Annotated in this window: 16 protein-coding genes; 2 read left to right on the top strand and 14 right to left on the bottom strand. The window is 76.5% G+C overall.

The genetic code is table 11. The annotated features are described in order from the left end of the window. Positions 1-85 precede the first annotated feature (85 nt). Positions 86-850, bottom strand: a complete 765-nt coding sequence (locus V6V16_RS05205) for a crotonase/enoyl-CoA hydratase family protein (RefSeq protein ID WP_334559869.1) — start codon at positions 848-850, stop codon at positions 86-88. A 40-nt stretch (positions 851-890) separates the two neighbouring features. Further along, positions 891-1,808: an EamA family transporter gene (locus V6V16_RS05200; protein WP_334559867.1), complete on the bottom strand. Its 918-nt coding sequence runs from the start codon at positions 1,806-1,808 to the stop codon at positions 891-893. 153 nt (positions 1,809-1,961) lie between these two features. Here V6V16_RS05200 and V6V16_RS05195 point away from each other — a divergent pair, with 153 nt between their 5' ends. Then, entirely contained in the window at positions 1,962-2,813 is an 852-nt protein-coding gene (locus tag V6V16_RS05195; protein WP_334559865.1) for a Rieske 2Fe-2S domain-containing protein, read from the top strand. Positions 2,814-2,834: 21 nt separating this feature from the next. Here the strand turns inward: V6V16_RS05195 and V6V16_RS05190 are convergent, their stop codons facing one another. From V6V16_RS05190 to V6V16_RS05135, 12 genes are all read right to left on the bottom strand, one after another. Next, positions 2,835-3,953: a LysM peptidoglycan-binding domain-containing protein gene (locus V6V16_RS05190; RefSeq protein ID WP_334559863.1), complete on the bottom strand. Its 1,119-nt coding sequence runs from the start codon at positions 3,951-3,953 to the stop codon at positions 2,835-2,837. A gap of 17 nt (positions 3,954-3,970) precedes the next feature. Further along, positions 3,971-4,423, bottom strand: coding sequence for a pilus assembly protein TadG-related protein (locus V6V16_RS05185; protein ID WP_334559861.1), 453 nt, complete (start codon positions 4,421-4,423; stop codon positions 3,971-3,973). After that, complete coding sequence (locus V6V16_RS05180; protein WP_334559860.1) at positions 4,420-4,899, bottom strand: TadE/TadG family type IV pilus assembly protein; 480 nt, start codon at positions 4,897-4,899, stop codon at positions 4,420-4,422. The genes V6V16_RS05185 and V6V16_RS05180 overlap by 4 nt, the downstream gene beginning before the upstream one ends. Beyond that, complete coding sequence (locus V6V16_RS05175) at positions 4,884-5,387, bottom strand: TadE/TadG family type IV pilus assembly protein (protein WP_334559859.1); 504 nt, start codon at positions 5,385-5,387, stop codon at positions 4,884-4,886. The genes V6V16_RS05180 and V6V16_RS05175 overlap by 16 nt, the downstream gene beginning before the upstream one ends. Positions 5,388-5,428: 41 nt before the next feature. Next, complete coding sequence (locus V6V16_RS05170) at positions 5,429-5,626, bottom strand: hypothetical protein (RefSeq protein ID WP_334559858.1); 198 nt, start codon at positions 5,624-5,626, stop codon at positions 5,429-5,431. 24 nt (positions 5,627-5,650) lie between these two features. Further along, a complete protein-coding gene (locus V6V16_RS05165) occupies positions 5,651-6,520 on the bottom strand; it encodes a type II secretion system F family protein (RefSeq protein WP_334560203.1) in 870 nt (289 codons plus the stop codon). 55 nt (positions 6,521-6,575) lie between these two features. After that, entirely contained in the window at positions 6,576-7,523 is a 948-nt protein-coding gene (locus tag V6V16_RS05160) for a type II secretion system F family protein (RefSeq protein ID WP_334560201.1), read from the bottom strand. After that, entirely contained in the window at positions 7,484-9,025 is a 1,542-nt protein-coding gene (locus V6V16_RS05155) for a CpaF family protein (RefSeq protein ID WP_334559857.1), read from the bottom strand. The genes V6V16_RS05160 and V6V16_RS05155 overlap by 40 nt, the downstream gene beginning before the upstream one ends. After that, a complete protein-coding gene (locus V6V16_RS05150) occupies positions 9,015-9,815 on the bottom strand; it encodes a ParA family protein (RefSeq protein WP_334559856.1) in 801 nt (266 codons plus the stop codon). Before V6V16_RS05150 ends, V6V16_RS05155 begins: the two co-directional genes overlap by 11 nt. 2 nt (positions 9,816-9,817) lie before the next feature. After that, complete coding sequence (locus tag V6V16_RS05145; RefSeq protein WP_334559855.1) at positions 9,818-10,477, bottom strand: SAF domain-containing protein; 660 nt, start codon at positions 10,475-10,477, stop codon at positions 9,818-9,820. 55 nt (positions 10,478-10,532) lie between these two features. Further along, entirely contained in the window at positions 10,533-11,447 is a 915-nt protein-coding gene (locus V6V16_RS05140) for a hypothetical protein (RefSeq protein ID WP_442934039.1), read from the bottom strand. Positions 11,448-11,617: 170 nt separating this feature from the next. Continuing rightward, the gene (locus V6V16_RS05135; RefSeq protein WP_334559854.1) at positions 11,618-12,184 is read right to left on the bottom strand and encodes a hypothetical protein; all 567 of its coding nucleotides are present in this window, start codon (positions 12,182-12,184) and stop codon (positions 11,618-11,620) included. A 759-nt stretch (positions 12,185-12,943) separates the two neighbouring features. On the opposite strand from V6V16_RS05135, the gene V6V16_RS05130 reads away from it, so the two are divergent. Further along, positions 12,944-13,729, top strand: a complete 786-nt coding sequence (locus V6V16_RS05130; RefSeq protein WP_334559853.1) for an A24 family peptidase — start codon at positions 12,944-12,946, stop codon at positions 13,727-13,729. Positions 13,730-13,986: the final 257 nt, after the last annotated feature.

Below are 13,986 nucleotides of genomic sequence, written 5' to 3'. Positions count from 1 at the left end.
CCCCGGTGGCGGCCGGTGCACCGGGCGGTGCGGCCACTCGACACGCGGTGGCCGCACCGCCCGGCCCGTCGTACCGCCCGCCCGGTCAGTCGGCCGGGGCGCCGTGCCGGCCCGCGCCGGCCGCGAACCGGGCCGCCCCCGCCGCCGCGTCGGCCGCCAGCGACCCGATGCCGTACGCCAGCTCGCCCGCCAGGGCCTCCGGCTCGGGCCGGCCGGCGCCGGCGAGCAGCGCCGCCCGGTCGTTGCGCAGGCAGGTCTGCGGGTGCCGGGCGATCTCGGCCGCCAGCCGCTCGGCCGCCGCCCGGGCCTCACCGGGCGCGACCAGCCGGTTCACCAGCCCCATGGCGTACGCCTCCTCGGCCGGCACCGGGCGGCCGGTGAGGATCAGGTCCATCGCCCGGCTCTCGCCGATCAGCCGGGGCAGCCGCACCGTGCCGCCGTCGATCAACGGCACTCCCCAGCGGCGGCAGAACACCCCGAGCACCGCGTCCGACTCGGCCACCCGCAGGTCGCACCAGAGCGCCAGTTCCAGCCCGCCGGCCACGGCGTGACCGGAGATCGCGGCGATCACCGGCTTGCTGAGCGCCATCCGGGTCGGACCCATCGGGCCGTCCCCCTGCGCCTCGACCCGGTTGCCGCTCGGGGTGCCGATCGCCTTCAGGTCGGCACCGGCGCAGAACGTGCCGCCGGCGCCCCAGAGCACCGCCACCGCCGCGGCCGGGTCGGCCTCGAAGGCGCGGAACGCGTCGGCCAGCGCCCGGGCCGTCGGCCCGTCGACCGCGTTGCGGGCCGCCGGCCGGTCCAGGATCACCGTGGTCACCGCCGCGGCGCGTTCGACGCGTACCCCCATTCCGACAGCATGCCCCCGGCGGTGCCGGCGGCGCCAGGCGTCAGTGCGGGGCGGACCGGTCCGGACGGATCAGGGTGGCGCCCAGCGCGGCGCCGACCACGCAGGCCACCCCTGCCGCCTGCGGCCAGGCCAGCAGCTCGCCCAGCAGGACCAGCCCGACCAGCGCCCCGATCGCCGGCTCCAGGCTGAGCAGCACCGCGAAGACCCGGGCCGGCATCCGCCGCAGTGCCGCCATCTCCGCCGAGTACGGCAGCACGGACGACAGCAGCGCCACCGCCGCGCCCAGCGCGAGCGTCCACGGGTCGAGCAGCGCCGTGCCGCTGCCGGCGACCCCGAACGGCAGCACGGCCAGCGCGGCGACCGCCATCCCCAGCGCGAGGCCCCGGCTGCCCGGCACCCGGGCGCTGACCGCCTTGCCGAGCAGCACGTAGCCGGCCCAGCCGACCGCGACGGCCACGCAGCACAGCAGCCCCAGCCGGTCCACCCCCGTCCCGCCCAGCCCGCTGATCAGCAGCACCCCGCCGCCGGCCAGCGCCGCCCACGCCACGTCGGCGAGCCGGCGGCTGCCGGCGAGCGACACCAGCAGCGGCCCGGCGAACCCGATGGTGACCGCCACGCCGAGCGGCACCCGTTCCAGGGCCGCGTAGAAGGCGAGGTTCATCAGGGCCAGGGTCAGCCCGAACGCCCCGACCAGGCCCGCGGTGCGCCAGCCCAGACGCAGCCCCGGCCGGGCCAGGACCAGCAGGATCAGGGCGGCGAAGCCGAGCCGCAGCGTGGTCGTACCGCCGGCGCTGGTGCTGCCGAAGAGTTGCTTGGCGACGGCCGCCCCGACCTGGGTGGAGAGCATGCCCAGCAGCATCAGCAGCGGGGGCGGCACGGCCCGGGGCTGTCCCAGCGCGACGGTCAGCCGGTTCGCCGGAGGGGCGGCCGGCAGGGAGCGGGAGGAGAGTGCGTACACCCGGACCACACTGCTCGCGGCCGGCCCGCCCCGCGACCCCATTTTCGCGGCCGCGCCGGGAGCGGTCTGCGGTCGGCCGGGCTGGTCACGTAACGCCGCGAATCCGTCACCGACGCCCGGTTTGGGGTCGCTCCTGCCGGGAAGTCGGTACGGGTGCGAGCGATACTGACGAAGATCGAGCGGGCCTCCGGCCTGGACCGGTTCGGCGACCGGTTGCAACGGGCCGTCCAGGCCACCCTCCGGCCACAGCGGGTCCGTGACGCGCTGCACGGCGTCTGGCTGGGGCACCCGCTGCACCCGGCGATGGTGCAGGTGCCGGTCGGCGCGTGGATCAGCACCGCCGTGCTGGACGTGATGCCGGGGCAGCGCCGGGCCGCTTCCGCCCTCTGCGCCGTGGGTACGGTCAGCGCCCTGCCGGCGGCGGTCGCGGGGCTCAACGACTGGGCGGCCCTCGCCCGCGACCAGCGCCGCGTCGGCCTGGTACACGCCGCCGCCAACAGCGTCGGCCTGGCGTTCTACGCCAGCTCGGTGGCCGCCCGGATGACCGGCCGGCACAACCTCGGCCGTACGCTCAGCTTCCTCGGCCTCGGCGCCGCCGGCATGGGGGCCTACCTCGGCGGGCACCTGGCGTACAAGCAGGGCGCGCAGGTCAACCAGAGCATCTCCGAGCTGCACCGGATGAGCGACGGCTGGCACTCGGTGGCCGACATGTCGGCGCTGCCGCAGCGGAAGCTGGTCACGCGGGAGATCGACGACGTCTCGGTGATCCTCTACCGGCACGGCGACGACGTCACCGTCATGCTGGAGCGGTGCCCGCACCAGAGCGGCCCGCTGGGCGAGGGCGAGGTGCGGGAGATCGACGGGCACGCCTGCGTCGTCTGCCCCTGGCACGGCAGCGCGTTCCGGCTCAACGGCGGCGAGGTCGTGCACGGGCCGTCCGGCAACGACCAGCAGACCCTGCCGACCCGGATCGTCGACGGCGTCCTCGAGGCCCGCCTCCCCTGACGGCGACGCCCGGGGCGCCGGTCACGGGCGCCGGTGGCGTCCGATCGGGATGTCGTCGGGGATCCGGTACCCCGTGCCGCCTCCGGTCCCGGCACTGCCGTGGCGGCCGTTGGACGCGGCCCGCCCCGCGCCGGCCGACACCTGCGCGGGGCGGCGGCGCAGGCCCAGCACCGCGCCGATCTGCGCGCCGACGATGCTCGCCACCGCCAGGACGGCGGAGACCGCGAGCGGCCGGTTCACCCGGTCTGGCTCGCCCGCCCGGGCGGCTCCCACCGTCACCGTCGGCGCGTCGCGCTCGTCCGGCGCCGGCGGCGCTTCGGCCGCGGGCGGGGGCGGGGTGGCCGGCTCCGGCGAGGCCTGCTCCGGCGCCGGCCGCGGGGCGGGCCGGGCGGGCGCGGGCGGGGTCGGCCGGGCGACGAGGCGACCGGTGGCGTGCCGTCGGGTGCCCTGGTCCGCCGCCTCCCCGGGAAGCCGCAGCAGCTGGCCCGGGTGGATCCGGTCGGGGTCGCCGAGCCGGTTCAGCTTCGCCAGCTCACGGTAGTCGCCGAACTCGTCCAGGTAGCGCTGGGCGACGGCGCCGAGGTGGTCACCCCGGGCCACCCGGTAGACCGCCGCGCCGTCCGCGGCGCTCGTGGTCGGGGCGGGTCGGGCGGCCGGGGCGGACCAGGCAGCGGTCTCCAGCCCGGTCGGCGGTGCCGCCGCCACCGGCGCCGCCGGCAGGGCGTACGGGCCGGCGACCGCCGTCGCCGCGCTCGCCGCCGGGCTGGCCGCGAGGATCAGCGCGACCGAGCCGACCAGCGCCGCGGCGGCCCGCTGCTGGCGGCTCATCCCCGGCAGCCGGGGAGCCGGCCGGCGCAGCGCCTGCGCGCAGAGCTCCACCAGCACGGAGCAGGCGAACGTGGCCCAGCCGAACCAGCCCGCCAGGGCCAGCGCCCGCAGGAAGAGTCGCCCGTCGTCGCGGCTGGTCAGCGCCGTGCCCAGCTCCGCGACGGTGGGCAGGTGGTCGGGGAGCGGGTTGCCGGCGAGGGCGAGCAGCGCCACGGGCGCCCCGACCAGCACCGCGCAGAGCACGACGAGCGCGCCGAACCCGGTCAGTATCCGTCCGGCCCGCCGTGCGGCGGAACGCCCCGATGCGGCCATGGCTGCCTTCCCTTCCCCTACGGTGCCCCGGTGAGCGGCCGCGCGGTCGCCTCGCCGGAGACGGTGACGGTGTCGTCGAAGCCGAACAGGCCGAGCATGGATCTGTGGTGGGTGACGGTGACGCGTACCCGGATCCGGGTCTCCCCGTCGACGGCCGGGAACTCGACGGCGTGGCCGGCGGCCCCGGCCGAGGCGAGGTAGTCGGCGACGGCCCGGCGGGCCTGGGGGCGGTCGATCCGGGTGGGCCCGCCCTCGATGGCGGCGGCCCGGTCGATGGCCTGGCCGCCGGCCCGGGCTGCCTCGGCCGCCAGGTTCTCGGCCCGTTGCAGCGTGCGCAGCTGGCCCGCGCCGTCGAAGGCCATGCCGATGACGGCGAGGACGCCGACCATCGCCACGGCGAGGAAGATGCTCACCCGCCCGGCGTCGGGCCCGCCGGACGGGCGCGGCTCGTCCGCCGGGCCGCCGGTCATGCCCGGCTCCGGTAGCGGTCCAGCGACGAGGTGAAGCTCGCCGACACCCGCCCGCCGGCGGGCATGCCCGGCAGGAAGGAGAGGTGCACGTCCCGGTAGGAGACCGTGCAGGCGATTCGGACGGTGACCGAGGCGTCGCGCCCGGCCGGGCTGCGGAACGCCGCGTCGAAGCTGGTCGGGGCGCCGCGTACCGCGCCGCTGAAGGTGACCTCCGGGGCCCCGACGCAGTTCAGCCGGCGCCAGTCGAGCTGCCGGCGGGCCGCGTCCCGGGCCTCGGCGCGGGCCGTGCGGGCGTCCCGGGAGATGGAGGCGGCGCGGGCGGCGTCGTGGGCGGCGGCGTCGATCGCCTCGGCAGCCACGGCGGTACGCCCGGCCACGCCGGCCAGCACGATCAGCGCGATGAAGGCCGGGGCGAGCACCGCCACCTCGATGGAGACCGAGCCCCGCTCGGCGGTACGGCTCACGGCGTGGTCCACCGTTCGACGGTCCCGTGGGCGGTCTGGCGCACCGGGAAGCTGACCCCGGGTACGACCGACAGGGAGCGTCCGCGCACCGTGCAGGTCACCTCGGTCGCGGTGGCCTGGCAGCTCGGGGCGGGGTCCTTCCAGCCGACGAGCCAACCGCCGGCGGCCTGCAGGAACCGGGTGGCGCGGGCCTCGCCCGCGCCGGGCGGCGCCTGGTGCAGCCGCTGCGCGTTGACCGCGCTCTGCGCCGCGTTGAGCGCGGTGGAGCGGGCCACGAACCAGGCCGCGGTCTGGATCGACGCGAAGAGCAGCAGCAGGATCACCGGCATCACCACCGCCAGCTCGACCGGGTTGGCCCCCTGATCGACCCCGCCGGCCGTGAGCCGCCGGGCGGCGGCCGGGACGAGCCGTCGGGCGGCGACCGGAAGGCCGCATCGGGCTGCTGACCGGACGGGGCACCGGGTGGCGGGCACGACGGGACGCCGGGCGGCGGCGGCCATCCGGCGCTCCGGGGCGGGTTCGCTCGGCGCACGGCCCGGTGCTACTTCGGGGCCTTCGGGATGTTGCCCATCCAGTCGTTGGCGGCGCCGAGGGCGGCGGCGGTGACCGCCATCGCGACGGCCACCAGGCCGAAGATGATGACGGCGGTGGGCACGGGGCTGTCGCCCCGTTCGCCGTCCTCGCGCAGTTCGGCCAGGCGCGTCGTCACTGCGACGTGCAGACGGTTGATGACGGACATGACGTGCTCCTTCTCTCGGGCGGATCAGAGGCGGGCGATGAACGGATAGATGGCGAAGCCGAGCAGGACGAAGACGAGCAACGCCCCGGGGATGTCGAGCCGGCTGGTCACCCCCTCGGCCCGGGCCAGGTTGTCGGTGCGGATCTGGTCGCGCAGCGAGTCCGCGCGGCTGCGCAGGGTCTCGTGCACCTGGGCACCCTCGCTACCGGAGGAGCGCATGATCGCCCCGACGTCGCCCAGCTCCGGGATGCCGATGCGCTCGGAGAGATCGCGCAGCTCGTCCCAGGGCGAGTGCATCTGCATCTGGGCGATCCGCAGCGACTCCGAGATGCGGTCGAAGACCCAGCCGTCGCAGACCGCCGCCGCCCGCTCCAGCGACTGCACCGGCCCGTGCGCGGCGGAGAGCTGCAACGCGACCAGGTCCAGGTAGGTGCAGACCGCCTGCCGGAACTCGTCTCGGGCCCGGTCCGCCCGGTCGAGCACCGAGCGGTGCGCGATCAGGGCGCAGAGCAGCGCCAACCCGAGGCTGCCGAGCACGGGTACGACCACCGGCAGCCGGAGCCCGACGGCGAACAGGGTGACGCCGAGCAGCGTCGGAGCGGCGAGCCCGATGAGCGCCGAGAGCAGCATCGACAGGGTGTACTGCTCGGGGCTCCGGTCGATGAGGGCGAGCTGCCGGTGCGGGGGCCGCAGCCAGCGGGACAGCTCGCTGAGCCACTCCAGCCGCCGGTCCGCGGGGCCGGCGAGCTGCCCGCTCCCCGGCGGCTGGTGCAACCGGCGCAGCGCGGGCCCGAGCGCGGGCATGGCGGGTACCAGCTCGCGGACCACCAGGAACGCGCCCAGCCCGACCGCCGCGCCACCGCAGACGGCGACCGCGAGCTGCCAGTTGAGGATCACCGGCCCGACCCTCCGTTCGCGGGCGCGGGGCTCGCGGGCTCGCTCCTCGCGCTCATGTCAGCACCTCCTGCGGGTCCGGGGCCGGCAGGAACCGCGCCGGCCGGCGGGGCTGGCTCATGGACCGGACCCAGGCCAGCAGGCCGACGAAGGCCGCGCCGAGCGTCGCCATCACGAGCTGCCCGAAGGGCGTGCCGTACGGGCTGATGTACTCGGTGTTCAGCAGCCCGTACGCGACGGTGGCCAGCGTCATGCCGGTGAGGAAGCGGACCGCGAAGCGGGGCTGGGTGCGCTTCGCCTCGATCTCCCGGCGGGTGGCCACCTCGGCCGCCGCCGCCCCGGCGATCGAGCCGAGCACGTCGCCGAGGCGCTCGCCGCGGTCGGTCACGTGCAGGATCAGCGCGGCCACCACCTGGTCGCAGACCGGGTCGCCGATGTCGTCGGCGAAGGCCAGCAGCGCGGAACGGGCCAGCCAGCCGGCCTGGAGGCGGGCGGCGAGCAGCCGTACCTCCTCCTGGATCTCGTCGGGGGCGGTGGCGACCGTCCCGACGATCGTCTGCTGGAGCCCTTGGCCGGTGGCGGAGACGTCCTTGAGGCGGCGGGTCCACTCGCCGACCGCCTCGATCCGGGCGATGGCCCGCTGCTCGGCCTTGCCGACGGAGAAGAGCCACGGCGCGCCGGGCACGGCCACCGCGACCAGCAGGCCGACCACCGGCAGGCCGGTGACCAGGAACGCGAGCGCGCCCGCGACCAGGGCGGTGACCAGCAGGGCCTGGTGGGCCCGCTGCTCGCGCGGGGTGGTGCCCCGGCCCTTCCACAGCCGGTCGAGCCCCCGGCCCGCGCCGGGCCCACGGCCGGAGGGCCGGCGGGTGCCGACCAGCGCGACGACCGCCAGCAGCAGCCCGGCCACGCAGGCGGCACCGGAGGCCACCGCGACGAGTTCGACGTTGTCCAGCACCGGCGTCACCGCCGCCCGAGCCGGGTCTGCCGGGGGCGCCGCCAGGCCCCCGTGCCGGCCTCGATCCAGCGGCTGAGCAGCCGGGCGTCGTAGCCCACGCGGAGGAGCTGGGCGCGGATCCGCTCGGGCAGGTGCCGGGGTACGGCCCGCCCGTCCGGCCCGGGCCCGAAGACCTGGGTGGTGGTGATCCGGTTGCCGTCGCCGACCCCGATGACCTCCTCGACGTGCGAGACGAAGCGGTGCTTGCGCCCGCCGATCGCGGTCTCGTCCTCGACGGTGACGTAGACGATCAGGTCGAGGGCGTTGCCGGCCATCCGGCGGGCCTGGTCGACGGTCATCTCCCGGCCGTGCGCGAGCGCCAGCTCGATGATCCGCTCGCTCACCCCGGCGGGCGTACGCGCGTGGATGGTGCACATCGAGCCGCGACTGGTCGTCATGGCCTGGAGCATCGGGACGATCTCCCGGGACCGGACCTCGCCCACGATGATCCGCAGCACGCCCATCCGCAGCGAGACGGGGATCAGGTCGGCGATGCTCACCTCGCCGGCGGGGCGGCCGTCCGCCCCGCGTTCGCCGTGCCCCTCGCGGGCCTCGAAGCTCATCACCGCGCGGTGCTTGAGCCGGCGGCGGGCCGGCAGCAGCTCGCGGCTCTCCTCCAGCAGCACGTACGGCTCGTCGGCCGGGATCTCGTCCATCAGCGCCCGGATGACGGTGGTCTTCCCGGCCCCGGCGAGGCCGGCCACCATGATGTTCAGCCCGGCCCGCATGGAGGCGCGGAGGAAGTCGCGCACCAGCGGGTCGATCATCTCGTCCAGGTCGCCCCGGCCGCCGGCGAGGTCGTCGAGGCTCACGTCGAGCGTGTTGTGCTTGCGGATCACCGCGTACGGGCGGTGGGTCACCAGGAACACCGCCGCGAGCCGGCTGCCGTCGGGCAGTTGCAGGTCGAGCGTCGGCTTGGAGGTCGAGAGCGAGCGCTCGGTGGCCCCCGCCCGGCGGGCCGCCGCCTGGAGGATCTCCACCAGCTCGTCGTCGCTGTCGGCGATCGGTTCCACCCAGTCGACCCCGCCGCCGTGCCGGGTGACCCGCACCTGGTCGCAGCCGAGGATGTGCACCTCCTCGATGGTGTCGTCGACCAGCAGCGTCTGGAGCCGGCCGAGCCCGGCCAGCTCGGCGGTCACCTGGTCGAGCAGGAGCCGCTCCTCACCGGCGGCCATCGGGGTGCCGGCGCGGCGCACCGCGTCGGCGTACTCGGAGACCACCGCCACCGCGAGCCGGGCGCGCTCCGTGTCCTCCTCGTCGACGGTGAACTCCCGGCCGCGCTGCCACAGGGCGAGCCGTTCGCTGAGCTGCCGGCGCAGCTCGCGGACCACCTGGAAATCGACCCGGGGGCGGGGCGGCGGCTCCGGGCGCGGCACGGCGGCGACCGGCACCGGTACCGGCACCGGATGGTGGTGGTGCCGGCCGTCGGTCGGGGCCAGCGGCGGCGCGGTGGAGGTGGCGGCGGGCGGCTGCCGGCGCGGGTCGGTGGAGACCGGCTCAAACCGCATCCGGCACCCCCTGCCGCACGGGCCAGGCCAGCCGGGCGCGCCGACGTTCCAGCAGCGCCCCGACCGGCACCTCCAGGGCCCCGGCCGCGCGCATCAGGGGCCGACCGGCCCGCACGTTGCCGCCCAGGCCGAGCACGTCCGCCGTACGCGGGTCGTGCGGCAACCGGGCGATCACCGGCAGCCGCAGCGCCTTGCTGATCTCTCCGTTGCCGTGCCCGTCGCCCACCAGCAGCAGCCGCAGGGTGCCCGGTGGCACCCGGTGCTCGGCGAAGTCCCGCTCGATCGCCCTGGCCACCGCGCGGGCCCCGGAGAGGTCGGGCAGCCGGGCCCGGCTGACCAGCAGCACGACCGAGGCGGCGCGCAGGACCGGCCACGGCGGACCGACGACGTGCAGCCGCCCGCAGTCCACCAGCACGTCGTAGGGCGGGTCGCCGCCCTCCAGGCTGCCGAAGAAGTCGGCGAAGCGCTGCCAGAGCGGGGTGACGCTGCCGGTCTGGGCGGGGTCGACCACGCCCGGCAGCAGCAGCCGTTCCCGCTTCGGCGCGTCCAGGTCGACCAGCTGCGACCAGAACGCCGACTCCAGGCTGCCGTCGCGCAACTCGCCGACCGCCAGCTCGCCGATCCCCCGGGGCCCGTCGAGCGCGCCGCCCAGGTAGCCGGCGAGGATCGAGCCACCCGCCGGATCGCACTCGGCGAGCACCAGCCGCCGGTGCCAGGTCAGGGCGCAGGCCAGGGCGGAGGTGGTGACGCCCGGGGAGCCCTTCGCCGACACCAGCGCGATGATCGGCATGCTCAGGCCGCCCTGGTCAGTACGACGGCGATCCGCTCCTGACTGGAGAGCGCCACCACGGCCGGCACGTCGCGGATCGCGAGTGCCACGTAGACCACCACCTCGTCGTCGTTCTCCGGGGTGACGGTGTCGATGACCAACGCCTCGAACCGGGCGGCGGCACCCGCCGGGCGGTCGTCGTCGCCGTCGGGCGTGCTCACCAGCAGGACCTTGTCCCCCGGGTGCAGCCTGCGGGCGGGCACCTCGGCCGGACCCAGGCCCAGCGCCACCTGTTGCTGGCCGGGGCCGAGCAGCGGATCGTCGGTGAGCTGGGCCATCGTCAGCAGCGTGCCGGGGGTCAGCGACACGAGGGCCCGCTTGCCGACCACCTCGTCGAGCCGGCCGGCGGGCACCGGCGACAGCCCCTGGCCGCCGGCCACCTGCACCGTCACCAGGTCGTCGGCACTGACCTGCCGACCGACCTCGACCGGTCGGGCCACCGCCAGGTAGCTGCCGGTCGCGCGTACCGAGGTGATCGCGAACGCCGCCCCCAGGCCGCCGAGGGCGATCAGCAGCACGGCCAGGCCGAGCAGTCCGGGTCGCGTCCGGCGCTGCCGCACCACTCTGGGCGGGGTGACCGGCGCGTCCACCGGCCCGGCTCCGTTCCGGGTCGCCACACTCACTGGCTCGTCTCCGTTCGCGACCGCGGGGCCTGCGGGTCCGGCTCGCTCCTCGCGCTCACTGCGTCACCACCTGTAGTTCGTTGATGCGGACCGGGACCGTTCCCGTCGTCCGGTTGACCTCGATGACGCCGCTCTGGCCGCCGCCCTGCCAGGTCACCGTCCAGTGCGTCGTGGCCCGCACCAGGTAGTCGCCGGCCTTCGGGTAGCCGGTGTCGTAGCCGCAGTCGGGGGAGGGCTTGCCGGCGAGCCGGCCGTTGGCCTTGTAGGGGGTGCCGGCGCCGCCGCAGGTGACCCGGCGGCCGTTGCCCATGTCGTAGACGATCCGTTCGAACTTCGCCGTGAGGCTGACGGTCAGGCCCCGATCGCTCTCCGACTCGTGCTGTTCCGGCCCGAAGTACTTGGGCTTCTCGCCGGGAGCGTCCCTGCTGCCCCACATCCAGACCGGCAGCCCGACGAGTCCGGGACCGTTGCTGCGGCGGGGCGCGACCGCGATCCGGGGGGCCGCGATGGTGATCCTGGCCAGTGCCCGCCGGGCGAGTTCCTCCGGGTCGGGCGGCGCGCCGAAGCCGGGCGGCGGGCTGTCCAGCAGGACCGTGGTCTGGGTACCGGTGTCACCACCGTTGCAGGTACGCACGTACCACTGCTGCCCCTCGGGGGCCTCCTGCTGCGGTTGGGCGAGCTTGTAGTAGCAGCCGTCGCCGTTGTTGAACCAGCCGAGGAACTCGTCGTAGCACTTGACCGTGCGGCCGTTCCACTGGCACTTGCCGCCGCCGCCCCCGCCGCCCGGGTCGCCGCCGCCGCCGTCATCCCCGCCACCACCGGGGTCGCCCGGGTTGCCCGGGTCGTCGTCCCAGACGCTGCAGTCGCTCTGCCCCGGTGGGCACTCCGCGCCGGGGTCCGCGCGTCCGGCGGCGACGGCGGGCACCGCCGCCCCGAGCGCCAGCAGCAGGACCAGGCCGGCTCCCGCCAGCGCCCGGCGGGCCGCCCTGGTCCCGGCCGGCGCGCCGGCCGCTCCGGGTGTACGGGTGCCCGCACCCGCTGGCGCGACGGTCGCTTCGGCCTGCGGCGGAACCGCCCCGGTGACCGGCCCCGGCGACCCGGGCCGGCGGGACCGGGTCGACGTGGCCCGTCCCGACGGGGTCAGCACGGCAGGTCCTCGTGGGCGGCGCCGGAGCTGATCAGCCAGCGGCCGTCCGGGTAGCGGGTGGCGGTGGCGGTGGCCAGGTGCCGTGTCCCGCCGGTGCCGGGCACGATCCGCTTGTCCTTGGCGTAGACGAGCCGGTAGTCGGTGGCGTCCAGACAGTCCTGGATCTCCACGGTCGGCGGGCTCGAATCCAGGCTCACCGACGTGACGGTGGGATCGGAGAGCAATGTGCCGGTACGCATCGCGCCGTGCTCCTTCGCCTCGCGGATGGAGAGCCGGACCCGGGTCAGCAGAGGGTCGGCGAGGAACCGGGACAGCTCCGGATGGTGGGGATCGCTGCGCCTGCTCGCCGTGCGGGACGCGGCGAGATACCCGGCGTACGCGCTCAGCGCCGCCTTCTTCGCCGCCTGCTCGTCAGCGGGCCGGTGGGTGGGGGTCGGCGCGGCGCCGGCGCTCGCGGACCGGGTGTTCGCCGCGGGTTCGGCGCCGCAGGCCGTGGTCGAGCCGACCGCCGCGATGGCGAGCAGGCAGGTCGCCCATCGGCGGAACCGCCTTTCGCGCACGTCGTGCCTCCTCGGTGGCCGCCCGGAGAGCGGCGTGGCAGCCTCCGGGCATGCGGCGGCGCGGCCGGATGAGCCCATCCGGGCCTTTCGGGAAGTGCCGCTGCATTTACCGTGGCTGATCTAGAAGTGCAATGTCCGGTGTGGTCCTGTCGTTTCGTCGCGGGGGTTGCACCGTACCCAAGGGGCGAGCATAGGCTGACGATCGCCGATGCGACAGGGGCAATTCGTTCGAGCACTCTGTGTGATGAAGGGTGGTGGCGGCGGGGTGGTGGCGGCTGGTGGGGGTGAGCCGGGCGGCGTGGGCCCGCCGCGCGGGGCGAAAGTCGGGGCCAGGGGAGGGGCGTCGGGCGGCCGGGTGGAAGTGTCGGCCCCCTGCGCGTGTCCCGGACGTGGTGACTGGTCCGATCCGTCCCTCGAATTTGTGCGCAACTATTTCATTCAAATGGGATTCCCGCCTATTCGGTACCGCCATTCCCGGGCGGCGCGTCGCCATTTCGGCGGGAGGGGCGCCGACCCTTCCGGTCGTTACCGGCGGGCGCACGGGACGCTACCCTCCGTGTCCGGCCCCGTGCCCGCGTCCGCCTCCGCCGCTGCCGTGAGGGTCGGCCGGATCGGCCGGCTCGGTCGGGTCGGCCGGATCGGTCGGGTCGGCCGGCTCGGCGGGCTCGGTCGGCTCGGTCGGGTCGGCGGGGCCGGCGGGGCTGGCGGGCTCGGCCGGGTCGGCGAGGTCGGCGGGGCCGGCCGGGTCGGCGGGCGCGCATGGCGCTGACCGGGCCGCCGCTCGTGGCGGAGCCGCCCGTGCCGCCGGTCGCCTCGCCGGGGGCGCGGCTGCTGGCCGTTCTCGCGCTCGCCCCGGTCCTCCGGCTCGCCGTGGTCCGGCACGCCGTACCGCCGGGGCGGGCGACCCGGACCGGGTGCGGGGCGTGCGGCGCCCCGATCGGGCTGGCGCGGCCCTGGCCGGCGCTGGGCCCGGCGGCCCGGTGCGGGCGGTGCCGGGCACGCGTCGGCCCGCCGCCCGGCGCGGTGGAGTTCGCCGTCGCGGCGGCGCTCGGGACGCTGCTGCTGGTCGGGCCGCCCGTCGTCGTGCTGGCGGCCACCGCCTGGTGGCTGGGCTGGGCGATCCCGCTGGTGTTCGTCGACGCGGCGGTGCACCGGCTGCCGGACCGGCTCACCTGGCCCGCCGCGGCCGGGACCTGGCTGCTGCTCGGGACGGCCGGGCTCGCCGGGGCAGGCCCGGGGCCCTGGCTGCGCGCGACCGTCGCGGGCGTCGTCCTGGCGCTCCTCTTCGCCACCAGCACGCTGCTGCTCGGCCGGCGCGGATTCGGCCTCGGCGACGCCAAGTTGGCGCTCGGCGTCGGCGTGCTGCTGGGCTGGTACGGCTGGACCGTCCCGGTGGCGGGCCTGGTGCTCGCCCTGCTGCTCTCCGGGCTGGTCGGCGTCGCGCTCCTGGCCACCCGGCGCGTCGGCTGGCGCAGCCACCTCCCCTTCGGCCCCTTCCTCGTCCTGGGCACCCTCGCGACCCTGCTGACCACCCCCCTCCCCTGACCCCCCCCCGCGCCTCCCCGCCCCGCCCCGCCCCGCCCCGCCCCGCCCCGCCCCCGCCCTGCCCCCGCCCCGCCCTGACCCGGCTCGCGATCTTGCACTTGTGGCCCCACGGCCGCCCGATTCGCACCCTTCGCCGGGGCGCAAACCGCAAGATCGCGCGACGGGGCGGGGGAGAGGGCGGGGCGCCGGGGGGTGGGGGCCTAGTGGGGGGTGGGGGTGGCGCGGGGTGGGGTGGGGTGGTCGGTGCGGCGGTGGCG

It is taken from the genome of Micromonospora sp. CPCC 205561, from assembly GCF_036906775.1.
In the GTDB taxonomy this organism is placed as follows: domain Bacteria; phylum Actinomycetota; class Actinomycetes; order Mycobacteriales; family Micromonosporaceae; genus Micromonospora.
The sequence above is the reverse complement of the archived record's forward strand: the minus strand, read 5'-3'. Positions and strand labels throughout refer to the sequence as shown.

Coding starts and splice junctions, on each gene's coding strand:
- V6V16_RS05205 (WP_334559869.1), bottom strand. CDS start 850: ATGGGGGTACGCGTCGAACGCGCCGCGGCGGTGACCACGGTGATCCTG.
- V6V16_RS05190 (WP_334559863.1), bottom strand. CDS start 3,953: ATGGCCGCATCGGGGCGTTCCGCCGCACGGCGGGCCGGACGGATACTG.
- V6V16_RS05185 (WP_334559861.1), bottom strand. CDS start 4,423: ATGACCGGCGGCCCGGCGGACGAGCCGCGCCCGTCCGGCGGGCCCGAC.
- V6V16_RS05175 (WP_334559859.1), bottom strand. CDS start 5,387: ATGGCCGCCGCCGCCCGGCGTCCCGTCGTGCCCGCCACCCGGTGCCCC.
- V6V16_RS05170 (WP_334559858.1), bottom strand. CDS start 5,626: ATGTCCGTCATCAACCGTCTGCACGTCGCAGTGACGACGCGCCTGGCC.
- V6V16_RS05155 (WP_334559857.1), bottom strand. CDS start 9,025: ATGCGGTTTGAGCCGGTCTCCACCGACCCGCGCCGGCAGCCGCCCGCC.
- V6V16_RS05150 (WP_334559856.1), bottom strand. CDS start 9,815: ATGCCGATCATCGCGCTGGTGTCGGCGAAGGGCTCCCCGGGCGTCACC.
- V6V16_RS05130 (WP_334559853.1), top strand. CDS start 12,944: ATGGCGCTGACCGGGCCGCCGCTCGTGGCGGAGCCGCCCGTGCCGCCG.